Source organism: Vulcanisaeta distributa JCM 11216 (assembly GCF_001315985.1).
Classification (GTDB): domain Archaea; phylum Thermoproteota; class Thermoprotei; order Thermoproteales; family Thermocladiaceae; genus Vulcanisaeta; species Vulcanisaeta distributa_E.
Window position 1 is genome coordinate 1 of record NZ_BBBI01000024.1, and the last position, 23,021, is coordinate 23,021.

Here is a 23,021-nt window from a genome sequence, read left to right on the forward strand (position 1 = left end):
CTGCCAATGCTCTATCTCGTCGGAAACCTCTATTATCTTGAGACCATCCCTCAACCACTGCACGGCCGCTCCGGTGATGAATATACTACCCTCAAGCGCGTACTTAGCCTTGCCCTCCTCAATGGAGTAGTAAACCGTGGTTAATAGATTTGCCCTAGACCTTACTGGTGCATCCCCCCCAATATTCATTAATATGAAGTTACCAGTGCCGTATGTTGACTTAACCTCACCAACATCAAAACCAACCTGGCCGAACAAAGCAGCCTGCTGATCACCAGCATCACCACAAACAGGTATGCTTACACCGCCTAATAATTGGGAAACCTCCGGGCCCGTATAGCCGTATATCCTTCTATCACTTGATGGCCTTGGTAATGGCAGTATATCCCTAGGTATTTTGCCCTCAATCTCGAGCAATTCATCATCCCAATCAAGCTTATGTATATTAAAGATCATAGTCCTGGACGCATTACTATAATCGGTAACGTGAGCACCACCCCCCCTCTCCGGCGTTAGCACGTCCTTATTGCCCCCCCTGGTCAGGTTCCAAATTATCCAGGTATCTATCGTACCAAAGATAACCTCACCCCCCCTTTTCGCCTTATCCCTAAGCCCAGGTACATTATCAAGAAGCCACCAAATCTTTGTCCCGGAGAAATAAGCGTCAGGAACAAGGCCGGTCCTTTCCTGAATAACACTGTGGTAATTCTGCCTTAGGTAATCCACGAGTTGTGACGTTCTCCTATCCTGCCAGACTATGGCGTTGTGGATTGGTTGTCCATTTCTTGGATCCCAAATGACCGTGGTTTCACGCTGATTGGTGATACCGATTGCCGCTATCTCCCTTGGGTCGACCTTAGTATATTCAAGGACCTCCTTAATCACGAGCCTCGTCTTCTCCCAAATCTCCAATGGGTCATGCTCGACCCAGGCAGGTTTTGGGTAAATCTGTGTATGCTCGTGGTATGCATAGCCTATTATTGAGCCATCTCGAGAAACCAAGGCAGCCCTCGTACCGGTGGTTCCCTGATCTATAACCAAGACAAAACTCTTCTCATGCGCCATGACCTAGTAAATACGCATGCATTATTTAGGGTTTACCCAAGTACTACTTAATAAGTGAGGAATAGTTCGTTAATTTGTGGAGATCGGCCATTTCACGTGGCTACGGACCCACAATGCTAAGTATAACGTATCAAGTAGCGGAGTACTGCCAATACCATTAAACGAAATAGAGGGCCTTGGCGAGGCAGGTGATTTAACTGATGAATTAATGCATATTTACGGCGTTGATAGAGGGAATCTGGCAATCACGCATGGCACTCAGGAGGGCAATTTCGCCGCCTTAACCGCACTTAGGGAATTGGGACTTATCGAACACGTAATTACCGTAATACCCGATTACGAACCAATAAGGGTATTGCCTAAATTCTTACATTTAAGGCAAACGGAATTAAACATTGATGACTCACTGACTGAGTTATTTAATCATATCGAGGCGGGCTCGGCACTCTTCTTCTCAAATCCAAACAACCCACTCGGCATATTCTTGAGCAAGAAGTTGCTTTGGGAGTTAAGTGATGAATTGAGGCGGAAGAGGGCCTACGCCGTTATTGATTCAATATTCCTGGAGTTCGTGGAGAACAATCTCAGGGGCCTACCTATAGAGAACATAATATTCACCTTCAGCACATCGAAATTCTACACAATGAATGAGCTCAAGGTTGGTTGGGTAATCGGTGATAATAAGGTAATAAAGGAGATAAATGGTATAATTGATTTAGTTAGCCCCCTCGTTATTGACCTAAACCTAAGGTACACATCAATACTCCTACGAAACAGGAATTGGGTTAAGGAGAGGAATCTAGGTATTATTGTGCCGAACATCGATACCATGAGGAGGATGATTGATGATGCCCGTGATTACGTCAATATTAGCTACGTCGAGTACATGCCTATATTCTACATGAGAATTAGATGCCAGGGAATCACAGGAAGTGACCTTGCAAGAAAATTGCTAAGTAAGGATGTACTGACAGTGCCTGGGCAATACTTTGGTAAGGATGATGGAGTTAGGGTTGGGTTAGGATCCATTAAGAAGGAGGAATTTGAGAAAGCAATGAAGATCATAACAAGCACCATTCATGAGGAATGCCAGGGAAGATGAGGTATGCCGGGCTCCGTAGCCCGACGGGTACCGATTCACAGGCCCGCGATTCCGCGGGTCTTATCGGCGCGGGGGGGAACCATTGTTCTTAAAGGCAAATATGGTAAATAAGCCTTACCCAGGTAACCGCAGGGTTTGACGCTGTGATACGTTAGTTATTTAAGTAATAGTACTAGGAACCCCCAGAATAATTGCTGTATTAATTATCGCATCATTACTAGTGATAATCATGATAATGATTCAACAATTGATTGTCATAAGCCATAATAAAAACTACGAGATAGACAAGGAAAGGAGGACAAAGGCAATGAAAAACCTAGGCTGTCAATAACCCCCCCACCCAAAGCCCACGGGCAAAACAAACCCCCCCACAAGAATCAACACCATGGTGGTGCGGGGGGTGGGATTTGAACCCACGCAGGCCTTCGCCAACGGGACCTGAACCCGTCCCCCCCTTTGACCTGGCTCGGGCACCCCCCCGCGAGGTAATGCTTCTTTACGGGATTTTTTAACTTTTTAGTTATTTTCCTGGGCATTCTATCCGTGCAAGGAATGCCTCGGTTTTGTATATCCTTCTTCTGTGGTGCTTGTATGTTAGTGGTATTGTTATTATCACCTTGTCCAGCACGTTCATTACGCATCCCCCCCAGGAGTTAACCTTATTGTGTACATAGTCTAGGGTGTTCAGTTTATGTATTGTGTATACCATGTTGCCGTGGTTTATTGCTGTTGCTAGGAACTTAATATCGAGACCCCCCCTCTCTGACTGTATTCCAAAGGGCGGATTTTGAAATACTACGTCGAACCTACCCAGTAATGCCATGTCCCTTACATCACTTGCGATAAAATCCACGTTATTTAATCCATAATCGTTGGCTGATTCCTTGGCTATGGCCAAGGCCTCTGGGTCGATGTCTATGCATATCACCTGCCTAGCACCCATTAATGCCGCGGCTATTGCAAACCTGCCGGTGCCGCATCCCAGATCGAGTATCCTGGCGTTTGTCAGGCGATTCCTCATGTATGCGTCCCAGATGGCTACGGCAACAACGTTTGCATCTGTTATATATTGCTCAAGGTTTAATTTCGGTGATTTATAACCCGGTATACCTTGAATGAGTAGTTCGAGGTCTCGAAGTCTACGAATATCAGCACCTCTGACCATCCTCATTGATCAGCTACCGACGTGTTCATCACATTACCTAATTAGGATTACTCCTCACTATTTAACTCCTCGCCAGTGACTATCCTAGCGGGCTTAGCGATACTTCTAACATGCCTGCTGAAGGCTGCCTCCGCTATGTCGGCCGCCAACGCAACCATTAACTGCCCCCCCTCGTGTATTGAGGCCGTTAGTAACCCACTCAGTCCTACGCAACCCATGTTGGCCAGCTCGAGCATGTTATTAAGCATGTGTTCTCTATCGAGTAGGACCTTCAGGGCATTGTTTATGTTATTGTCCAGGTACGAGTAGACAGCCCTCATTATGTATGTCCAAACATTCCTGAGCTTCTCGCCTATTTCACGCCTACACTGGGTTGCCTGCACCCTCATGAAGGCATTTGATAGCCTGTCCAGGGAATCTGCCGCGTGCTCTAGGTTCTTCACGACTATGGTATCGTCAATGGCCCTCTTCGGGTCCCTGAAGGATAGCTTCTTAATTGTCCTTAGTGCCAGGAAGTATAGCTTGTCCATCTGATCATCAAGCTCGAGCACCTCCTTCAATAGATCCTCCTTGTTTGACTCCAGGTAATCAATGAATTTACCGAACATGGAATTCAGTATATTAGCCATACTATTAATCACCTCATTAAGGTCGACATTAGACTCGCTGGTGGCCACCTTAATTAATACGCTACCATCGCCCTCGAGCATGAGCGAGCCCGGCAGCTTCTTCTCGACGCTTGAGAAGGCCTTCCTAATCACGTCCTTCTGCCCGATAACCTCAACATTATCATAACCCTCAATGTAGCTGGCAATGATTACCCTAGTCGTCTCATCAATCGAGCCGCCGAGCGATATACTAACCTCATTGGTCTCGCCACCGGCCTGCGTAATTGGCTTAACAACGATTACCTTACCCACAAGGCTTATCTCAACAACATCCCCAATACCAACACTAAGCACATCAAGCCATCGCTTAGGCAGTGTGATCCCAATACTCTTCTCACCAATCCTAATAACCCTCCTGTAAATTGAGGACACACATATAGGGTATAACTGGGTATAAAAAACTAAGCCTTAAGTAATATTTCTCTACCCCCCCATATATACCAATCCCCCCCGCTAAATATATAGTTAGCAACAGCTGGGTATTGGAGACCTAAGTAACCAAGATTTATTAAGTACTCAACATAGAGTTAGTATATGCAGAGACCTAGGTTTAGGAAAGTGGCCGTTGGTGGGACCTTTGATACACTGCATACAGGGCACACTGCATTATTATTTACGGCACTTAACTACGGACGCAAGGTACTTGTTGGCGTCACAAGTGATGAGTTCGCCCAAGCCTATAAGACATATAAGGTTAAACCATTGAAGATCAGGTTCCTCAACCTTAGGAGCTTGATTAGGGAGCTGGGCGGCAATGACCGTGATGTGATAATTGACGTTATTAATGACCCATATGGCCCAACGATTGTTGATCCAACCGTGGATGCGATAGTGGTGAGCCTAGAGACATTGCCAAGGGCCATTGAGATTAATAATCTTAGGAGGGAAAGAGGATTACGGCCTCTGTATATTATTGCAGTACCCATAATTAAGGATGGATTCGGTAATAAGGTATCTAGTACATTAATAAGGGATAGGACAGGCACCAGAGAACTAAGTGACTAGGTTTATACTCATGTCCTCAGTCAGGGACTCTATTACTTGGGATATGTATTGACTTAATTGCCTGACGTTTCTTATGGTGCTAGTGTCCATGATCACCCTGCCAGTACCCATCTCCTCAACCCTTAGCGGTACTTGATTAATGTCGTTTATGTTTATGAACCTCCTGACATAGGATAATATGGAGTTCGTGTATATGGTCTTCACGGAACCATCACGCCTATACTCAACCAGGTACTTAGACAGCAGGTACTTAACGAGCCTATAGGTTTCCCAATCCTCCCTGAGCTCTATACCGAGGCCCACACTAATTATGTCTCTATTCAACACTGATATGTACGGTGATGGAGTTAAATCATTAGTTAATAAGTAATTAAGCAATTGACTGGCAACCTTAAGAGCAGAGTCTACGTCCTGCCGGTTAGCCTTGTCCTCAGCATCCTTGTCTGTGTGGTAGACGTCCCAGTAATTATCAAGGCTTGACAATGTCATTGACGGTATACCATTCATTTCAAAATTAAGAGAGTCAAAGTAAGGCTTGGGTAACTCCCACTGCGTACTAATCAGTTGGCTTAATTGCATAGACAAGTCCTCACTCGTGTGTATTACGTACTGCCTACCAACAACGTCTAAGTTAAGCACGGCATACACATTATTAAGCAGGTTTCTCCTTTCGAGGTACTCGACGTACCTAGTGGATCCATAGGCCCAATAGAGACTGGCAAATCCTGGGTTACCAGCCTCCTCGGCCGTAAATGAAATGAAGGTCAAGCCCCCCCTCTTCATAGACGATCTCTCCTTAACCGCATCAAGTAAAATAGAAGCCCCTAAACCAACACCCAGGCAATTGTCTGCATACCCGGTTAACCAATGATCGTGGTGCACGGCTAATATTACCGACTCCTCCTTATTACCCTCAAGATTTGCAATGAGATTATAACCAGTCCCCAATCTAGCCTCCACATCACTCACGAACTCCACCTCCTCACCAACATGCTTACTCAACTCATCACCGACTTCCCTAGATACCGTGAGTGCAGGCATTACAGGTGGTGGCGCCCTATCCCAGGAATAGTCGGGCGTTGCCGTCACCACAATCCTCCTAACAACGCCGGGGGTACCTGTCCCTAAAAATAACTGCTAGGGCGCCCTTCTCCATCGCCCTTATGTATATGTACTTCGCATCATCCATGTCCTCGGGAAAATCCGTAAGCAGTACCTTACCCTCCGAGTCATTTATGTCCATGGTGAGCTTACCCCCCCTATCGGAACCACCCAATGTCAGTGGCATGCTTAACGCCTTAAACTCGTTATTACCGTGCACCACCCTCGAAAACCTATCCCTCCAGACAAGGACACTGACAGGTTGTAATTCATAGGAGAATAATGGATTATCTATTTGGTTTAGGAACCATTCTATGAAGTCGTACTCAGCAACGGATCCGCCCACCAGGTCTGTGTATGATGAGCACTTCTTAGCGATATTAAACGCTATTGTTAATTCAGACACATGGGTTAATGCACAGAGATAAATATAAGTATAGCGTAGTGGTAAAGGGCATGCATGGTCAGCCTAAGGCGTATAACGAGGTATTATAGGCGTTTAATAACCGCAGTGTTGCTCATGGTATTGATTACCTTAATCATCATTAAAGGCCATAACTTTAACATAGACAGAATCTACAGAAAGTCAGCAAAATTCATCGAGAAGTCTGTGAAAAATAGGAGATTATTTCGTTAAGGAGATTGGATACGTATTCGTAATCCCTCCTACGCCTAGCCTTGGCAAATCTCGATTTTAGGGCAGGGTACTCCTTAAGGACTTCCCTAGCTATTATCTTCAGTAATGTCATACCCTCGCTGTTTAATACTCCATCTGAGTAGTAGGTTGAGTACGGGTTTAATAGTTCCTCGATGTATTTAATTAAGGCCTTATTAACCATTTAAGAAAGTCTGCACTTAGCATTATTTATGGTTTCCACGTGATGGCCAGTATTGAGCCTATGAGGAGTAGTATGAAGCCTATGAAGAAGCCATTCGCCATGAATAAGCCGATTATCGCCAGTATTAAAAGCACAATGCCAGTACTGTGCACGGCATTCACATCACTTAACCTACCAAGTCTCAGGGAGAAATACAGAGCTAGTACGCTCACTACGAGACCCACTATTCCTATGACTACGAAGAAAATAGGCGCCAACGGTATTATGGACATCATTGGGTAATAACCAAACCTATGAAACACATAGAAGTGGGGGGGCATCGCCATTAACATCCCCGCAAATATTAGAACCACTATCGAGCTTATCACCATCAATATACTACCTATTAACGAGAGTATGTAGGCAGTACGCGGCGTTACGGATTGCTGACCCATATTAGTGAGAGAATGCACATTACGCTTTAAAAATTATTCTCACAGCATTATGTGAGCTAAGCGTTGTGAATAGTCGTGGCATTATGCTCATCAGTAATTATCAATAATTTACAAAAATTATAAATATGATGGCGTAATGTCTATTAATTAGTCAAAACAATTTTATAATGATGAGAAGTAATATTCCCGATCTTAAGAAAGATGCGATAAAGGCCATGGCTGCACTGACATTAATAGCAATAGCAATGATGCCAGTGATGCCGCATATAATAGGGATAGAATCATATTTAGAGAGCCAGCAAACCGGAAACCCAGCCTGGGCAAGTGCAGGTTATGTTGGGGGAGGCGCCGGGTTTGCTGGAGTAGGAGCCACTTTACTTTATATCGCTATTAATGCTTATATTGCAGGGACATTGCCATTATGGGCAGCTGTAGCTCTTGGTACGGGTGGAGTAGCTCTCATTGGCCTTGGTGTATACATTGCATAGTTCTTATTTAATGTGTGACTATGTATAAGTATAAAATATTAAAAATAAATCCAAATACTTATAAGAAATATCATGCACTCTATGTACCCTTATCTATCATGGGCGCGATCGTTGGGGTTGAGATTTCATGGGCATCAGCATTATTTAGTATTTCTTCCTCAATCTTAATTAAATGGGGGACTTAATTTATATACTTCATTCATGGTTTATTTTATTAATGTAATGTCTATCCTACTCATATTCATAGTATTTGATCTTTTCCGCCTACTGCCATGCCGTGTCTTGCCTGGTCCCTGTAAAGATGCCGTGTATGTCGTGAGTGGCGCCACTAATTTAGGCCAGGCGTTGGTGGTATGGTGCTTAGGATTCCCAATGTGATATTTGTATCGGAGGATATAGCCGGCGACCCCCCCATAGATTATAGGGCTGTCCTGATGCATGAAGAGCATCATATAAGGTGGTCGTTAATTAGGACTATGGTTATTACGATGACCGCCGCGGTACTCGTAATGCCCTTTGATTATTTAATTGCATTATTGACGCTTTACCATCATATCAATGTAATAGAGAGTTACTCACTTACGTTTTTACTTTATGGCAGCTGTATTATGTTCTTTTCAATAACCATTTTAGTGTATCCCATGCTTGATGAGGCGCTTGCGGATCTCGCCGCTTACTACAGCGTTGGTCGTGCCCCCCCATCGGTATTGTTAAGGAGGAAAAGCGTCATGAACGTGAGTGAATTTACCAAGAGGTTTAGGGAGTTTATGTGGCGTGTGAGGGCTCGTTATGGCAAATTAGCATGGTGCCGCTTATCCTAATTTATCCATTTACGTATCTAGGCCTCTCGTTAATAAGCTTTGTACACCCCCCCGACTTTAGGAGATTTATTGTTTCCCGCAATCCATTCTCCTTATTACCTGCTTGGGCTTTGCCTTTACCTGCCTCAGCAATATTAAGTGCGGTTTCCCTATCATTGGCTGTCCAGGTCCTTGGTCCTAGGTTCATCTCCTTACTCCCCTACTCGTTGAATCCTCCTTACTCAGCCACGGTTGTTTACTTCCTTACCTTCGTCGCCTCATTCGGCACTCTAATGCTCTTCGCTATTGTTGGTAAGCCCATTGTTAAGGTCCTTATTAGGCCCATTAGTGATGAGGGTGTTTACTCAATGACTGCTTGGTCTATAGCCTTCTACGCCATGACCTACTCAATAGCCCTCGGACTGCTTAAGCTATTCCTCGACAACCATTATCCGCTATTAATCTTAATAATACCTGCGCCAATCGCTTTCGTGTCCCTAACCCTCTTCTTGATGCCATTACTAAGGTCTGTGGGGGGGCAGTCCCTACTTGTCTCAGCGGCCACCTACATAACCCTCGTAATAGTGTCTCTGGTTGTCCTTGGAATGTTCTTGGTGTTTTACCATGTTTAAGAACATAGTTACTTCCTTCGTATTAGGCGTAATGATGGGCTTACTGCTTGGAGGTCTTGTCTTTAAGGCCTTTGATGCTGTTAGGGTACCAGCGGTATTGCTTAGCATGAGCTTTGAGGTTAGGCTATTCCTGTGGGTGTTGGTGACTAATTCCGCGGCGTTTGCGGCGCTTTACTTAATAAGCCAGTACTCTAGGGGTTACGTAATTGTTTTTATATATGTATACGGAGTCCTGGCTGGATTATTAACTACACCCTACGGGATTGCCGGCCTTGTCTCAATGATTCCACATGGTACCCTGGAATTGTACGCGATGGATAGGGTGGTTAGAATGGCTTCCGAAACCATCACTGTTAGGTATGTAGTAGCTACGGCAATGGTTATTGCGGTTGCGGCGTTTATTGAGGCTTTCGTTGACGTGAGGATCATGTACGTACTATCCTTATTAACTGTGTATTTTTAGAGGAATAATGATTCATCGATGATGCGCATGATTATTCCACTTCCTTACCTATTAATCCCCCTCGCCACTATTAGTCTCATTATGTTTTGGGTTCCCTCAGCGCCAACGTAGTAGCTCAGGGCTCCTAGGAATGCCCTGGCTATTGGGGGGGTCTCCTTGAAGTAACTAACTCCACCAAACCACTTCATGACCTCTAGGCCAACGTCTATCGCGGCCTCCACGGCAAGCATCTTTGCCATGGCCCCCCCTGCATTGGCAATATCGAGTATGGAAACCGAGGAATCACCCCCCCTATAGAACTTGTCCGCAAGCCAGGCAGCCCTATATACCATGAGCCTGGCAGCCTCAAGTCTCGTGCTTAGCTCGGCATATTTGAAGCTTATTGATTGGTATGAGGAGATTGGCTTACCAAAGACAACCCTACTCCTTATCCACTCCCTGCCCTGCTCAAGCATCCAACGGGCAGTCCCAAGGGCCGCGGCGCCAATTAACGTCCTGGCCACATCGAAGCCCTCCATGACTATCTTAAACCCGTTATTTACCTCGCCAAGCACGAATTCGGGATCCACAGGTGCACCATTAAGTCTCAGGTAGCCAGTTGGTATTCCCCCCCTCCTACCCCCCCACTCCTCGTAATCCCTTGTTTCAAATCCCGTGTTAACGACCCCCCCATTCCTCTTGACCATGAATAGCATGGTCGTTATGGCCCTATGCTTAGCCTCGAGCGGTCCCGTCCTCGTTATTGTTACGAAGCCACCACCATAGGGTAGCCTAAGGGCTATTGAAACGCCGGTCACCATGTTCTTCTCACCCGTGAGGAGCCACTTACCGTTAACGAGTTTCGCCTCAGTCCTCTCGCCAGCCACGTCACTACCTCCCTGGGGGGGCTCCGTGGACGCTATACCAATCCAAGCCTCACCCTTGGTTAGCCTTGGCAGGACCTCCTCCTTAACACCATCCTTGGCATAACGCTGAACTATGAAGGGCCAGGCAGTCTCCAGTAGGAAGTATACTGGGACCGCGAGACTCGGGTCTGCGTAGCTAACTCCTCGGCGCTATTGCCGCCATTAGGAAGGAACCCTCCGAACCACCGTATTTAGAACTGAGTGTTAAACCAACTAGGCCATGCTCGGCGAGCCTAGGTATTAAGTCAAGGAGTGAGTACCTGCCCTCGTCAAGATCGACCCAGTGCGGTTTTATGTAACGCTCGCCAAACTCCCTAACCGAATCCCTAAACAGAGCCTCCTCCTTACTGAGATCGAAATCCATTAATGACCAAAATTTAAGTGTGAATAAAAGCATAACCTTATGACCATCATATTAATGAGTACCCATTATGAGAATGCACTAAGAACGAAAGAACTATATATCAGTCATTAAAAATACAATTATGTGAGTGTTTCAGGGTTTGCGGATTTACCATTACATATGGGCCACGTACCACCGTGGCTCTACAGTAGGATGGTTAAGCTTAGCGGGCTTATTGTTGAGTTGCTGGTTGATGAGCACGGTATTAGGGACACCATTAAACTATTTTCTAACCCGCTCTTCTTTCAGGCGTTTAATAATATAATTGGTATGGATTGGGACTCCTCAGGCAGTACCACGATAACCACGGCGGCGCTTAAGGAGGCGTTATCGAAGAAGGACATTGGTATTAAGGTTGTTGGTGGCAAGGGGGGGTTTACGCAATTAATACGCCCGTTGAAATTGAGGAGTTGGGTAGGGTTTGGGATGTTGATGTTGAGAGGCTTAAGCTTATGTCTAGGCTTTCTGCTAAGATTGATAATACGGCGTTGCAGGACGGTTATAGGCTTTATCACCATGCAATGATGATTGGTTCCGATGGTACCTGGGCAATAATTCAACAGGGTATGAATGAGAAGACCCGGTATGCAAGGAGATACCACATTTGGATGGAAAACGATTTACTGAATGAGCCTCACACGGGTATTGTTGGTGTTAAGGGTAATTACGCACTTAACATGGTAAGTAGAATGAGCAGTGATGCCAGGGTAACCATACTTGACCTGGTTCATCAAGACGCTAACAAGGTGATTAAGGACTGGGCATTGGTTAGGGCTATGATGAGGGGCGACTCCACAATACTCACGTACTTAGGTAAGGAACAGCCTAAGTACTATAATCCATACATAAGCGGTGCCTTTAGACCGTACACGGCATCAATAAATGAGGATGCCATTAAAAGGGCGAGGGATGCAAATGACTTTAAGGATCTACTGCTCGTTAGGGGCTTGGGGGGGCCTAGCACGATGCTTGCCCTGGCATTAATAGCGGAGTTAGTCTATAGGGACCGTGTTGATTGGGAGGACCCGGCAAGCATTGATCCAAGAAGGTATACATTCGCGCTTGGTGGTAAGGATGGATCTCCATACCCAGTCAATAGGGAGGTTTATGATGCGGTCATTGATGTAATGCAAGCAATAGTTGATGCGGCGAGAAAGGACAGGGGGGGATTAACCATGTATCTAAAACATTTAGCAAAGGTTGCTAAGCGATGGAATCTACCCACCGACCTGGTGAGACCGACACCACCCTAATTATGAACGAGCCATTAATACTTGAGTTAATTCATCCGTAGTTATCTCATTAATTACAATGCCCATTTTTGTTAGGTTATTAATGACTGCGTTAATGTCCATGTCAGGATACATGATTATTGATAATTTTGACGTCGCTCGATCATACATTAAACTCACGATGCCATCAACGGCCTTGCTCATCGCAATCTCTAGCTCGTTAAAATCCACATCACTTTTGACGCTCACGTTCATTATTACCTTCCTAAGTAATAACCCAACACCTAATGAAAGCACTGACTGCGCAATGTCACTGAAGTTAACATTACTTGTATCGTAGGTTATTACAAGATCATTATTGAAGAACTTCATGAGCAATACCCCCCCGTTCAGCATTGACAATGCATTCATTACCAGATCAAGGCATTCCCTACAGTTAGATTGTACCTTAATAACCCTAGTAACCTCCACGGTATGTCAAGTAATCCAATTAGAATTAATACCATTCTTCTAAATGCTGATCAAGTAATTCATGTGTTTACTCTCAATCAACGCCTCATTAATTAGGTGATGCCTCATGAATCTAATAGACCTATACTTACTGCCACATACTGGGCATCTCCTGGACCTTGGTATCTTACTACACTCACTATGTAAGTGCATGTAAAGCTCTGTCATTGTGTCAAATGACCTTCCACAGAGTTTACATGTTGGCATTGACGATCAAACTACAGGGGGAATTAAAAAGCTTTAACCTCATTCCCTAACGAGGTCTGGGTAATACTCACGAAGAACCCTCTTAATATCGACCCTAGGCGCGAAACTAAATATGGCACTTAGGCTTATTAGGTAGAAACGCTCCTTATCCGAGTTATATAGGTCATACACCTGGGAGAACTTCGCCTTAAACTCCGTGTATTCCCTCTCGTCAATCTCCTTACCCCCCCTTGGGTCATTTGCGAAGTCTATCAACTCCCTAATATCACTACCGAATAACCAGCCATTCACGCCATCCGTTATTAACTCAACTGCGGCGCCATCCCTAGACGCTATGCTCGGCACACCGTTTATTGCGGCCTTCATGAAGCTCGTACCACTGGCCTCCCAGCCGGGGAATGGCGTGAATAGTAGTACGTCAATTCCCTTGAGTATTGTCTTTGCCTTGTTAACGTCATAGTCATGTATATAAACAACGTTTTTGTACTTCCTGTGCAACTCCCTGAATTTCTTCATGTATATTAAGCCGTCCTTATCCATTGGATGTGACTTACCACCTAATACGAAAATAACATCATTAAATTCACCCTCCTCTATTAACCTAGCCATAAAGTGAGGTCTCTTGTACAGCGTCATTCTCCTAACCCACGCGACGATGAATGAGGTGTCATTCAACTCGATGGATTTATACGACCTAATTAGACCCTGCAGCTCCTTCTTTAATCGGGACTTAATGAGGGCGAGGCTCTCCCTCGTTAGTGATCCCCCCCTCTCATAGAGCATCCTTATCTCTGGGTCCATCCACCTATTCAAGTCAACGCCGTTTGTTATGAACCTGGCTTATTAATGAATTGAGGTATTACCTTCCTCATTATGTCGTAGTGCTTCGAAGATACTGTTATCACCTCCCAAGCCATTGCCGCCCCCCCAATGCTCGTTAGGACCACGGGGGGGTCCTCAATAAACCTGTAACCAGTCTCCTCTTCAAAGAGCTTATTTGGGAATGATGGATGCCCCCCCCAGGGACCCGGCGTGTGAATAATGAGCCTATACCTGCCAGGTATTCTCAGTGTTATTGGTACCATGGCCGCGTAAGCCTCCTGAAGGTCTATGTACCTAACATTCTCAAGCCCCACATTCCTCCTAATGAACTCCACGGCACCCCTCGCAAGGAATATGTACTTCAGGAACTTCTCCTCCACACTACCCTCTATGTATATCCTATCCGTCAACCTCAAGGCCCACTCGGGCCCCCTAGGCTCTAGGAATACCGCATGCGCAGAACCTAGGCGATACTCCCACGCATTAACCTCAACATTCTCATTCCTTAGCCTAACCGTGAAGGTATCCACAAGCCTTAATGATTCAAGGAAGGACTTAGGTTGCGGTTGTGGCTTCGGTATTGGATTATCATCCTCACCAAAGTCATAGTCAACATAACCATTCCTATACAGGAGGGTTATCACGTAGTAGTTAAGGCCTAGTGCCGCGGCTCCGTAGAACTTATCGCCCTCAAGAACACCAAGGCCGCCAGCGTATGTATATCCCATGTCCAGCGCTAGGTCAGGCGTTATACTAATTATCGCATTTGAGTAATTATCCATACAATGCCAATAACACAGGACAGTATATTAAAGTAGTACCAATAATGGAAATAGAGCTTGATAGGCCATTCACGAGAAAGCGGTGATTATTAACGATAGTAGTACTAGGGTTATTACCCTCGAAATCTCAAGAATGAAACCGTAAAGGTCACCAACGGCACCTCCAAGCTTTTCTGAAGCGCCGTAAATATTAACACGCTAAGGGCAATGGTCACCAAGGCCACTAATATGCCAATTAATCTCAGCAACAAGTAGGTGATCACTAGGCCTGCAACCAACGTGATAACGATTAAATGGACCCTCTCCTTACTATACCTATCAACTGCCAACCTAAACCCCCCCTGTGGCGAGGCTCCTTACCGACCACACCACAGAGACAGCATGAGGATTTAGACACCACCTCCGCAATGAGTAATGACTGCCATAAGATCCCTATTAAATTAGATATTGATGAGATAGCCAGGACTATCAGCAACACGACCATGGCTATCGATGCAGAGCCCCCCCTATGCGGTCCTTAAGCACCCTTATTCTATCCTCAATTGAACCCCCCCTAACCATCAATGCATCAACTACGTCAGCAAACCCATCAATATGATTAAGCCCCCCCGTCAATACGAGAAGTAGTAAGTACGTAATTGACGCAATAAATAAGCCATTATGTATAAAGAAACCCAGGTAATAACCAAGAAGTCCAGGTAATAACCCCGTTATTGGCGGTATAATTATTATTGCAATCCACGCGTTTATTAATGCCCTTGAAACATCGTGAGAGCCACCAATTGGTATAATTGTGAAGAACGTAATCACGGCCCTCAAATCGTCAATGATATCCCTCATTCCCATTTTAACCCCCCCACCAACTCACCGTAGAATTAATCCATTTAAGCATGTTCAGTAAGGCCTGCGTTATTATCATTAAATCAAACCTCTCGAGCTTCATCATCAATAACCCGCTATCTATCCCAACTAATTAAGTTTATTTGATTAATTCCCTTGATCAGTATCGAAGATAAAACTTTTTATTCCACATCACTGTAGAGGGACGACTAGGTAAGCTATGGTGCCATTGAAATTTATTGAGGATAGTGTCATATTGGCAATTACGTATGGCCTAATAGCTGAGGGGGGGTTGGTAGGATTAATGTACAGCCCTGGGTGGCCATGCTCTTAGGTGCAGCGCTCACTATGGTGCTTGGCATACTCACACCTAGTCAGGCTTTATCCTCCATAAATCTTAATGTTATTCTATTCCTAATCTCACTATTCACGATATCATCAGCACTCGAGGTTAGCGGATTCTTCAGTTATCTGGCGTATAGGTTATTAATTAGCAGCCGTAGCATGAGCAAGTTAATACTCAAGGTGTTTGGGTTATCAGCCCTATTATCACTCGCCCTCTCGAACGACGGCATTGCCGGCTCATTTACACCGGTGATAGTATCTATGAGAAGGCAAGCTAAGATTAGTGTCAAGCCATTACTTTACGCACTGGCCTTTGGTGTAACCATAGGCAGTGTGGCGTTGCCTGTTGGTAACCCACAGAACCTGCTAATTGCTCTAGAGTCAGGTATGCCGAAACCCTTCGTATTATTTGCATTTTATTTATTACCACCAACAATAATTAATATATTGATAACATACCCATTACTGCTCCTGTTATTTCATGGAAGTAATGATGATATCGTAATTAACGAGACAAGGAGACCTGAGGAACTACTTGTCAACAAGAGACTTGCTTATACGGCAATAATAATACTATTAATGCTGATACCACTCTATTTCATAACAGACGTCTTCAACGTAAGCCCATACTTGACCCCCCCCGTGACTCTGACATTCATGGGTGCATCGATAATTTACCTAGTAAGCGGTAGCGATAGGAGAGTTGTTGCTCATAATGTTGACTGGACCACGATACTATTCTTCATGGGATTATTCATAGTTAGCGAGGGAGCTCTTGAGTCAGGCGTACTTAATGTGCTGGCTAATTACCTGCCGCAACCAACGACATTAATAGGAGTCTTTATATCGGGTTTATTCCTTAGTCAAGTCATTAGTAATGTTCCCATGGTGGCGCTTTACATACCATTAATGAAAGAGTTAGGGGGGGTTTTACCGAGTAATTCCGTTATTTGGATTGGTTTGGCCGCGTCGAGTACGATAGCGGGGGGGAACTTAACATTAATTGGTGCTGCGAGCAATGTAATAATCAGCGAAGCCAGCGAGAAAAGGGGGGGTGGTGAGGGCTTTGGTTTTTTGGAGTTCATGAAATACGGTGTCCCTATCACGATTGTGAATACCGTGATTTATTATGCATGGTTAAGTTACGTTCATATACCGATCTAGCTCTGTTTTTTCAATAGTTATTGGACAAAATGTTTTTAAACTATAGTAATGCTGATGTGATGGAGATTGAAATGCGTATCTACGGTATAGCCATATTTGAAGTTAATAAGGACTTCGATGTGGCTATCCTCGATCTCGAGAATTCTGGCTTGCATAGGCTCGAGTATATGGAAATCGACCCAGACCTAGCCACCTACTTAGACATGGCCGAGGAGGAATTTGGAGACACACTTGGTAAGTATAGGACGATTAAGGATTACATCTTTGAGTATGAGAATGAGAGGTTAGTGCTCATTAGGTTCTTCATGCAGGGTAAGCGTGTTATTAAGGTATTACTCGTAAGCCTTAGGGCTGGTACACTTAGGAGCATTGTTAAGAGGCTCGAGAATATTGGTTGGAATAGGCTATTCATGTTCGAGATCAAGAGATTAATGAGGAGCGTTAAGTACACGGATCACTAAGTCGAACATTCATCCAACTCCTTATCAAGGCCTACTAGGAATCCGGTATCAAGCATGTCGAGCCAATCAACAACACCATTAATTGGATCGCCCTTTAATACATGATCAATCACGTACTTAACAATCTCCTGTACGCTCTTACCCGTTGTATCCACTTCAATTACCTTATCCTTACCAAATAGATCAATGGCCATGCTTAGCGATGAACCAACAACCTCGGCAAGCACATTCTCAATAACCTTGCACCGAGGCCAGTTTCTCGTTATTAATCTACGCATTAACTCGGTGGGATTGAGCCTAAGCACTATACACCAATCAATTAATGCCTTATCAATCAAGTTTATGGCTACCGTATCAATTATGTACGAACCCAAATCACTTAGTCTCCTCATAATTAATTCGCGTGCCCTCTTTTCATCAGTTACGTAATTCGTGAGAAGCCTAGGGTCCCATTTAAGGAGTGGCCTTATAACCTCGTTCACATCTATTAATACTGTGTTAAATATCCTAGAAAATTCTGTGGCTACTGTGGTCTTCCCAACACCTGGGGGGGAGCCAGTTATTAATAGCCGAACCATTTTGAACCATCACTATTCATTTCATGCTTAACACGCCTTACATCCCTTGGGAATGGCACCGCATCCCTGATATGATCAAGCCCGCAAACCCACATCACCAGCCTATCAACACCGAGACCAAAACCTGCATGCGGCACCGAGCCGTACCTCCTAAGGTCCAGGTACCAATCATAATCCTCAGGCCTAAGCCCAAACCTCTTAATCTTACTGAGTAATTCCTCATAGTCGTAAATACGCTCCCCCCCACCACCAACAATCTCCCCCCCATAACCCTCCGGTGCAAGTACATCGACGCTCAGTGTTGTCTCCGGCCTACTTGGGTCATTCCTATGGTAGAAGGCCTTAACCTGCTCGGGGAAGTGGTGTAGGAGGATTGGCTTATCGAATTGCATCGTAAGTACCCTCTCCTCATCAGCCCCCCCAATGTCATCGCCCCCCCACTTAATCTTCAGTCCCTTAGACTGGAGGATCTCGATAGCCTCGTCATAACTAACCCTATAGAACGGTGGCTTTACGTTCTCCAGCATCTTCACATCCCTATTCAGCAATTTTAACTCGTCCTGTCTCTCCTCAAGGACCTTATTAACAACATACGTAATCAAGTCCTCAAGTAAGTTGAGCAAGCCGTCAAATTGAAGCCAAGCCTCCTCAGCCTCAGCATGCCAAACTCCGTTAGATGTCTCCTAGTCCTTGAAGGCTCGGCCCTAAAACTGGGCGCTATGGTGTATACCTTCTCCAGGGCATAGATCAGGACCTCTAGGTAGAATTGAGATGACTGGGTTAGGTAAACGTCCTCCCTGTCGAAATACTTAACCGGGAATAAAGTGGAGCCGCCCTCGACAGCCGCCGACACGAACATAGGCCCCTGAACCTCGTAATAACCCCTAGACCTAAAGAACTCATGAATCGCACCAAACACTGTATGCCTAACCCTAAGCACAGCCCACATCCTCCTACTCCTAACCCACAAATGCCTAACATCAAGCAAGTACTCACTATCGGCCTTAGCGGCATCCTCATTTATTGGAAAGGCACCACCAACGTAGTACCAATCAATGCTTTCAACATGAATCTCGGCACCACCTGGCGCCCCTTGGTTCCCTCTTGACAGTACCCGTTAAAACAAGGGATGACTCGATATTCAGCTTAGATGCTATGCTTGATACGTTGGCATCAGCCTTATTAACAACCGCCTGCACTATGCCACTACCATCCCTAACGACCAGAAATATTTTATCCCTCAACTCCCTCTTTCTATAAACCCAACCCCCCCTTATTGTTACCTTAGCACCCTCATTCAGACCAAAGACATCTTTTATACTCATAACCTTACTCCCTATTAAAATGGGTCACGAATATTAAGAACAAACCAACCAGTTATAAAGCTTATCTTTATGGTAATTGCTCGGTGGGTCTTGAGGAATATATTGCATGGACTATTAGTTTTTCGCCATCATTGGGGCACGTCTCATCAACGACCTTACCAACATAGTCCCCAAGTCTATACGGTAATGTCTTAGAGTAACCGCAACGTGGGCACATTAAAACCTCAACATCACCACTAAGTACCAACGGCCCTTTTGATTCGGTTTCTTTAACTTGGGTAAGCATTTCCTTAATTATTTTATAGTACTTATTATTCATTATCAATCCGATTAATAGTGCTACTGCGAAAATTACCAGGCTCACCACCATTATGTAATAGTATTCGAAGAGCACCGCAATAGTAGGTACTGAGCATTTAAATAAATTACTAACTACTGAGCAACACCACCAGTATTACCAACGCCAATGAGTATTACCTCCTCACCCTCCCTAACGCCCTCCCTAATAACCCTCTTTATCCTCTCCACAGCCTCATTAACCGCGCCCTCCACATCCTTAGACATCGTCGACAAAGCCTCAGGCAAACCCATCTTAATTAATATGGCATAAAGTGGTATTCCATACCTACTGGCTGTCCTTTCTATGTTGAACCTCTCAACACCAATACCGCCCATGGCAACGCCAATACCCTCCGCTATAGACCCCCCCGTCTTCTCTCCCTCAAACTTAAGCGCCGCATCCACCGTAATTATCATCCTCGGCTTAACACCAACCCTCTCTATTAAGTATGTTATACCGTCATCAAGCTACCGACGGTCCCTCCAGGACCTTAGCCTTAATAACATAAACCCTCCTACCCTCAAAATCACAAAGCCCTATGTACGTGTCCTTAACATTATGCATTATCTCAGTCACGCTCGAACAACTTCTCATGAATCTATACGCCGTTAAGGGACCGGCGGCATCACCAACTGGTTGCCCCCTTTAGGAACGACGATATTGCGCCATTTAATGCATTAACATACTCCCTAATGATCGGTAATAACATATATACTTGAATCATTAGGTATGGATTCTTATACTTATTGCTTAATTTGTAGTAATGCATGATTACCTTGTATATATAATTCAATTCCCTTAAGCCGTCAATGGCATCAACGACATTCTGAACAAGGGGGGGCCTATCAACATTTGGTAATAAGGACCTTATTGAATACTCAAGCTTCTCGTTATATGATGTTACAAGGAGCTTAAGCGTCCTCATTAATCCCGTGGGTTCGGTGTTCACGGGTTCTATGACAACGAACTCCATGAGGTCCTGTATAGTCTTCTCAATTAAGTTCTTACTTGTTGATTGGGATGAACCGTCTGACTTCAGTAGTTGGTTGATATGGTTGATAACTAAGTTAACGTTATTCGTTATCAACCTACTTAGGCTAGTGAGGAAGTTCCCCCCCACGCTGTATGAGTACCACATTATTGCCATGTAATTCTGGAAGTATGGCGTGAATGATAGTATGATTATTATACCCCCCCAGATTATCCAAAATACTATCGTTGAAATGTAGGAGTTACTTTGGTTGCCTCCAGCCTGTAGCAACACCTGAAGTAAAATGACGAGTATGTTCATCAATTAACAATGATAAGTACTAGTTTTAAAAACATTCTGAGCATGAGCGATCAAAATTGGTAAGGGTGTTAAGGATGTTGTGGCTTCTATTTACAACGGGCGCGTGTAACTTGAAGTGCTCATACTGTGGAGGATCCTTTGAACACATGTTGTGCCCTGGAGGGTAGCTTATGATGTTAATAGGCTGAAACGATTAATCGAGGGAGATGCTGATGCTACTGTGATTTTTTACGGTGGCGAGCCACTGCTTAATCCACGCTTTATAATGTGGGTCATGGATAACATTAAGGCAAGGAGGTTCGGAATCCAAACTAATGGTACCCTCGTTAATTTACTGCCCAGGGATTATTGGAGGAGGATGGACGTAGTTCTACTATCCATTGATGGTAGGGAAAGCGTTACCGACGCCAATAGGGTAGGGGGTGTTTATAGGGCTGTTGTCAATGCGTTCAATTACCTAAGGAATATAGGCATCAAGAGACTTATTGCTAGGATGACTGTTACGGAATCAACGGACATCTATGAAGATGTGACGCACCTGCTGGATCTTGGTTTCGACTATGTTCACTGGCAGTTGAATGTTATATGGACCAGAAAATGGGACGTTATGGCATGGGCCAACAATAATTACCTGCCAGGCATTAAGAAATTGACGGATTTATTCCTAAAGAATGCAGAGAAGGGTAAGGTACTAGGTATAGTGCCGATACTTGGTATATTAAACGCATACTTATTCAAGCCATACGAGGGACCACCCTGCGGTGCAGGTTATAGGGCCGTTGCCGTATCAACCGACGGCAGGGTACTGGCATGCCCAATAGCCGTCAGGGAGAGGTGGGCGGTCCTTGGTGATGTTAATAATGGATTTAGACTAATGGAAATAAGGCTGCCCGAGATGTGCATGAAGTGCGAGTTCAGGCCTTATTGTGGTGGTAGGTGTCTATACGCATTAATGGAAGGTGAGAAGTACTGGGGTAAAGATGGTGTTGAGACCGTGGATTACGTAACCAGGGAAACAATAAGGATAATACTGGCGATAGCGCCTCGGATAAAGGAGCTCATGAATAAAGGCATAATTAACAGTAATGAGTTACTTTACGACCCAGTACTCGACTCGACAGAGGTAATACCATAGGTGCACCTAAAAAATAAAAGGGAAATATAGGAATAATACTACGGCCCCGTAGCTCAGTCAGGAAGAGCGGCGGCCTTCGGAGCCGTAGGTCGTGGGTTCAAATCCCACCGGGGGGGCCGCCAGTTCCTTGTTCAGTTTCTCTTTGATCATTGTCATTATCGTTTACGGTGTCATTGGTGTACATTTACACAAACTTTATATACGTGGGTGATGTAGGTTTTTACGGTGAGTCTGCATGGTTGACTGCTCGTTGTTGGATATTGAGCAGTTAACCCATGAGCAGAGGTTACTAATCCTTAATTATTTATTAAATAGTAAGGGTGTTAGGCCTAGGGACCTTGGCGTCACGAGTAATTACATTAGCATGGTTAGGAGTGGTAGGGCTAGGGTTGGTGATGGCCTCCTATGCTCAATGCTCAAACTCCTAACACCAGAGGAGCTTCAAGCCCTATTGAAGGGTTGGGTTCCGGAGAAAAGGGCCTCCTTGAGTGATGCCCTTAGGGTCATAATCACTGCCAGGGAGGATCCAGAGTTCCGTGAGCAGTTCCTGGCTTTGCTCTCTCGTTACTTGGGTGATTATGTGCAGGCGATTGGTAAGACTTGGCACGTCACGCAGGAAGACCTTGATGCATACACCAAGGCCATGAGGCTTAGGGGGGGTGTTAGGGATAGGACGCTTAGGGATAGGCTTCACTACATTCAGAGGGCCTTGAGTGATTTGGATTGGGTTCTTAGCCCGGAGGGTATTCGTGATTACCTGGCTGAGGTGCTTAGTGAGGATGGGCCTAACGTGGCTAGGCACATATCGGCTAGCCTCAAGTCCTTCATTAAGAATGTACTCCAGCCTAAAGACCCAGGCCTATTCGCAATACTCTACAACTCCTTCAAGACCATTAAGTCAAGGAGCAACAATAAGACC

The 23,021-nt window shown here is 44.9% G+C and carries 30 protein-coding genes, 2 tRNA genes and 3 pseudogenes; 12 read left to right on the forward strand and 23 right to left on the reverse strand.

What is annotated here, in order from left to right:
• Positions 1-1,065 (reverse strand): FGGY family carbohydrate kinase (locus tag JCM11216_RS13010; RefSeq protein WP_054854468.1); only part of this gene is annotated, 1,065 nt, incomplete at its 3' end.
• A 76-nt stretch (positions 1,066-1,141) separates the two neighbouring features.
• Between JCM11216_RS13010 and JCM11216_RS13015 the strand changes: the two genes are divergently transcribed.
• Positions 1,142-2,167: an aminotransferase class I/II-fold pyridoxal phosphate-dependent enzyme gene (locus tag JCM11216_RS13015; RefSeq protein ID WP_054854469.1), complete on the forward strand. Its 1,026-nt coding sequence runs from the start codon at positions 1,142-1,144 to the stop codon at positions 2,165-2,167.
• Between the two features lie 389 nt (positions 2,168-2,556).
• On the opposite strand, the gene JCM11216_RS13020 is transcribed toward JCM11216_RS13015, so the two are convergent.
• The 3 genes from JCM11216_RS13020 to JCM11216_RS13030 form a co-directional block, all read right to left on the reverse strand.
• Positions 2,557-2,649: transfer RNA gene (locus tag JCM11216_RS13020), tRNA-Leu, on the reverse strand.
• A gap of 38 nt (positions 2,650-2,687) precedes the next feature.
• Positions 2,688-3,338, reverse strand: a complete 651-nt coding sequence (locus tag JCM11216_RS13025) for an METTL5 family protein (RefSeq protein WP_054854470.1) — start codon at positions 3,336-3,338, stop codon at positions 2,688-2,690.
• Positions 3,339-3,379: 41 nt separating this feature from the next.
• A complete protein-coding gene (locus JCM11216_RS13030) occupies positions 3,380-4,372 on the reverse strand; it encodes a phosphate uptake regulator PhoU (protein ID WP_054854471.1) in 993 nt (330 codons plus the stop codon).
• Positions 4,373-4,534: 162 nt separating this feature from the next.
• On the opposite strand from JCM11216_RS13030, the gene JCM11216_RS13035 reads away from it, so the two are divergent.
• Positions 4,535-5,005 carry a pantetheine-phosphate adenylyltransferase gene (locus tag JCM11216_RS13035; protein WP_054854472.1) on the forward strand — a complete coding sequence of 157 codons (471 nt, stop codon included), beginning with the start codon at positions 4,535-4,537 and terminating at the stop codon, positions 5,003-5,005.
• Here the strand turns inward: JCM11216_RS13035 and JCM11216_RS13040 are convergent.
• From JCM11216_RS13040 to JCM11216_RS13050, 4 genes are all read right to left on the reverse strand, one after another.
• Positions 4,994-6,097, reverse strand: a complete 1,104-nt coding sequence (locus JCM11216_RS13040; protein WP_243676354.1) for a M28 family peptidase — start codon at positions 6,095-6,097, stop codon at positions 4,994-4,996. The two genes, JCM11216_RS13035 and JCM11216_RS13040, sit on opposite strands and share 12 nt — an antisense overlap.
• A gap of 7 nt (positions 6,098-6,104) precedes the next feature.
• Positions 6,105-6,512, reverse strand: a complete 408-nt coding sequence (locus tag JCM11216_RS19970; RefSeq protein WP_243676355.1) for a hypothetical protein — start codon at positions 6,510-6,512, stop codon at positions 6,105-6,107.
• Positions 6,513-6,702: 190 nt separating this feature from the next.
• Positions 6,703-6,945, reverse strand: a complete 243-nt coding sequence (locus tag JCM11216_RS13045; protein WP_054854473.1) for a hypothetical protein — start codon at positions 6,943-6,945, stop codon at positions 6,703-6,705.
• A gap of 26 nt (positions 6,946-6,971) precedes the next feature.
• Complete coding sequence (locus JCM11216_RS13050; RefSeq protein ID WP_054854474.1) at positions 6,972-7,379, reverse strand: hypothetical protein; 408 nt, start codon at positions 7,377-7,379, stop codon at positions 6,972-6,974.
• A gap of 167 nt (positions 7,380-7,546) precedes the next feature.
• Between JCM11216_RS13050 and JCM11216_RS13055 the strand changes: the two genes are divergently transcribed.
• The 4 genes from JCM11216_RS13055 (at position 7,547) to JCM11216_RS13070 (ending at position 9,762) form a co-directional block, all read left to right on the forward strand.
• On the forward strand, positions 7,547-7,867 hold the full coding sequence (locus JCM11216_RS13055) for a hypothetical protein (RefSeq protein ID WP_243676356.1): 321 nt from the start codon (positions 7,547-7,549) through the stop codon (positions 7,865-7,867).
• A gap of 353 nt (positions 7,868-8,220) precedes the next feature.
• On the forward strand, positions 8,221-8,688 hold the full coding sequence (locus tag JCM11216_RS13060) for a hypothetical protein (protein WP_054854476.1): 468 nt from the start codon (positions 8,221-8,223) through the stop codon (positions 8,686-8,688).
• On the forward strand, positions 8,637-9,299 hold the full coding sequence (locus JCM11216_RS13065; RefSeq protein WP_243676357.1) for a hypothetical protein: 663 nt from the start codon (positions 8,637-8,639) through the stop codon (positions 9,297-9,299). Before JCM11216_RS13060 ends, JCM11216_RS13065 begins: the two co-directional genes overlap by 52 nt.
• On the forward strand, positions 9,292-9,762 hold the full coding sequence (locus JCM11216_RS13070) for a hypothetical protein (RefSeq protein WP_243676358.1): 471 nt from the start codon (positions 9,292-9,294) through the stop codon (positions 9,760-9,762). The genes JCM11216_RS13065 and JCM11216_RS13070 overlap by 8 nt, the downstream gene beginning before the upstream one ends.
• A gap of 44 nt (positions 9,763-9,806) precedes the next feature.
• Here the strand turns inward: JCM11216_RS13070 and JCM11216_RS13075 are convergent, their stop codons facing one another.
• A complete protein-coding gene (locus JCM11216_RS13075) occupies positions 9,807-10,628 on the reverse strand; it encodes an acyl-CoA dehydrogenase (RefSeq protein WP_243676359.1) in 822 nt (273 codons plus the stop codon).
• A gap of 175 nt (positions 10,629-10,803) precedes the next feature.
• Positions 10,804-11,031 carry an acyl-CoA dehydrogenase family protein gene (locus JCM11216_RS19975; RefSeq protein ID WP_243676360.1) on the reverse strand — a complete coding sequence of 76 codons (228 nt, stop codon included), beginning with the start codon at positions 11,029-11,031 and terminating at the stop codon, positions 10,804-10,806.
• 192 nt (positions 11,032-11,223) lie between these two features.
• Here JCM11216_RS19975 and JCM11216_RS13080 point away from each other — a divergent pair.
• Positions 11,224-12,323 (forward strand): annotated as a pseudogene (locus tag JCM11216_RS13080) (DUF763 domain-containing protein).
• Here JCM11216_RS13080 and JCM11216_RS13085 read toward each other — a convergent pair.
• From JCM11216_RS13085 to JCM11216_RS13105, 7 genes are all read right to left on the reverse strand, one after another.
• Positions 12,324-12,773 carry a hypothetical protein gene (locus JCM11216_RS13085; RefSeq protein WP_054854479.1) on the reverse strand — a complete coding sequence of 150 codons (450 nt, stop codon included), beginning with the start codon at positions 12,771-12,773 and terminating at the stop codon, positions 12,324-12,326.
• A gap of 39 nt (positions 12,774-12,812) precedes the next feature.
• Positions 12,813-13,019: a hypothetical protein gene (locus JCM11216_RS13090; RefSeq protein ID WP_054854480.1), complete on the reverse strand. Its 207-nt coding sequence runs from the start codon at positions 13,017-13,019 to the stop codon at positions 12,813-12,815.
• Positions 13,020-13,058: 39 nt separating this feature from the next.
• Positions 13,059-13,832 carry a glycogen/starch/alpha-glucan phosphorylase gene (locus JCM11216_RS19980; RefSeq protein WP_243676361.1) on the reverse strand — a complete coding sequence of 258 codons (774 nt, stop codon included), beginning with the start codon at positions 13,830-13,832 and terminating at the stop codon, positions 13,059-13,061.
• A 14-nt stretch (positions 13,833-13,846) separates the two neighbouring features.
• Positions 13,847-14,623, reverse strand: coding sequence for a hypothetical protein (locus JCM11216_RS19985; protein ID WP_243676362.1), 777 nt, complete (start codon positions 14,621-14,623; stop codon positions 13,847-13,849).
• Positions 14,624-14,736: 113 nt separating this feature from the next.
• On the reverse strand, positions 14,737-14,952 hold the full coding sequence (locus JCM11216_RS13100) for a hypothetical protein (RefSeq protein WP_054854481.1): 216 nt from the start codon (positions 14,950-14,952) through the stop codon (positions 14,737-14,739).
• Positions 14,913-15,107: a hypothetical protein gene (locus JCM11216_RS19990; RefSeq protein WP_243676363.1), complete on the reverse strand. Its 195-nt coding sequence runs from the start codon at positions 15,105-15,107 to the stop codon at positions 14,913-14,915. The genes JCM11216_RS13100 and JCM11216_RS19990 overlap by 40 nt, the downstream gene beginning before the upstream one ends.
• 2 nt (positions 15,108-15,109) lie before the next feature.
• On the reverse strand, positions 15,110-15,469 hold the full coding sequence (locus tag JCM11216_RS13105; protein WP_054854482.1) for an adenosylcobinamide-GDP ribazoletransferase: 360 nt from the start codon (positions 15,467-15,469) through the stop codon (positions 15,110-15,112).
• Between the two features lie 318 nt (positions 15,470-15,787).
• Here JCM11216_RS13105 and JCM11216_RS13110 point away from each other — a divergent pair, with 318 nt between their 5' ends.
• A complete protein-coding gene (locus JCM11216_RS13110) occupies positions 15,788-16,972 on the forward strand; it encodes an SLC13 family permease (protein ID WP_243676364.1) in 1,185 nt (394 codons plus the stop codon).
• A gap of 59 nt (positions 16,973-17,031) precedes the next feature.
• Entirely contained in the window at positions 17,032-17,433 is a 402-nt protein-coding gene (locus tag JCM11216_RS13115) for a hypothetical protein (RefSeq protein WP_243666526.1), read from the forward strand.
• On the opposite strand, the gene JCM11216_RS13120 is transcribed toward JCM11216_RS13115, so the two are convergent.
• The 6 genes and pseudogenes from JCM11216_RS13120 to JCM11216_RS20005 form a co-directional block, all read right to left on the reverse strand.
• On the reverse strand, positions 17,430-18,011 hold the full coding sequence (locus tag JCM11216_RS13120) for an AAA family ATPase (protein WP_054854484.1): 582 nt from the start codon (positions 18,009-18,011) through the stop codon (positions 17,430-17,432). The two genes, JCM11216_RS13115 and JCM11216_RS13120, sit on opposite strands and share 4 nt — an antisense overlap.
• Positions 17,996-19,336, reverse strand: a pseudogene (gene asnS / locus JCM11216_RS13125) (asparagine--tRNA ligase). Before asnS ends, JCM11216_RS13120 begins: the two are co-directional and overlap by 16 nt.
• Positions 19,337-19,403: 67 nt before the next feature.
• Complete coding sequence (locus tag JCM11216_RS13130; RefSeq protein WP_243676369.1) at positions 19,404-19,706, reverse strand: hypothetical protein; 303 nt, start codon at positions 19,704-19,706, stop codon at positions 19,404-19,406.
• Between the two features lie 62 nt (positions 19,707-19,768).
• On the reverse strand, positions 19,769-20,092 hold the full coding sequence (locus JCM11216_RS19995; RefSeq protein ID WP_243676365.1) for a DUF1512 family protein: 324 nt from the start codon (positions 20,090-20,092) through the stop codon (positions 19,769-19,771).
• 46 nt (positions 20,093-20,138) lie between these two features.
• Entirely contained in the window at positions 20,139-20,270 is a 132-nt protein-coding gene (locus tag JCM11216_RS20000) for a hypothetical protein (RefSeq protein ID WP_243676366.1), read from the reverse strand.
• Positions 20,271-20,301: 31 nt separating this feature from the next.
• Positions 20,302-20,967 carry a DUF1512 family protein gene (locus tag JCM11216_RS20005; protein ID WP_243676367.1) on the reverse strand — a complete coding sequence of 222 codons (666 nt, stop codon included), beginning with the start codon at positions 20,965-20,967 and terminating at the stop codon, positions 20,302-20,304.
• A gap of 74 nt (positions 20,968-21,041) precedes the next feature.
• Here JCM11216_RS20005 and JCM11216_RS13140 point away from each other — a divergent pair.
• The 3 genes and pseudogenes from JCM11216_RS13140 to JCM11216_RS13150 all read left to right on the forward strand — a co-directional run.
• Positions 21,042-22,102 (forward strand): annotated as a pseudogene (locus tag JCM11216_RS13140) (TIGR04084 family radical SAM/SPASM domain-containing protein).
• Between the two features lie 42 nt (positions 22,103-22,144).
• A tRNA-Arg gene (locus JCM11216_RS13145) sits at positions 22,145-22,224 on the forward strand.
• Between the two features lie 113 nt (positions 22,225-22,337).
• Positions 22,338-23,021 (forward strand): hypothetical protein (locus JCM11216_RS13150; protein ID WP_243676368.1); only part of this gene is annotated, 684 nt, incomplete at its 3' end.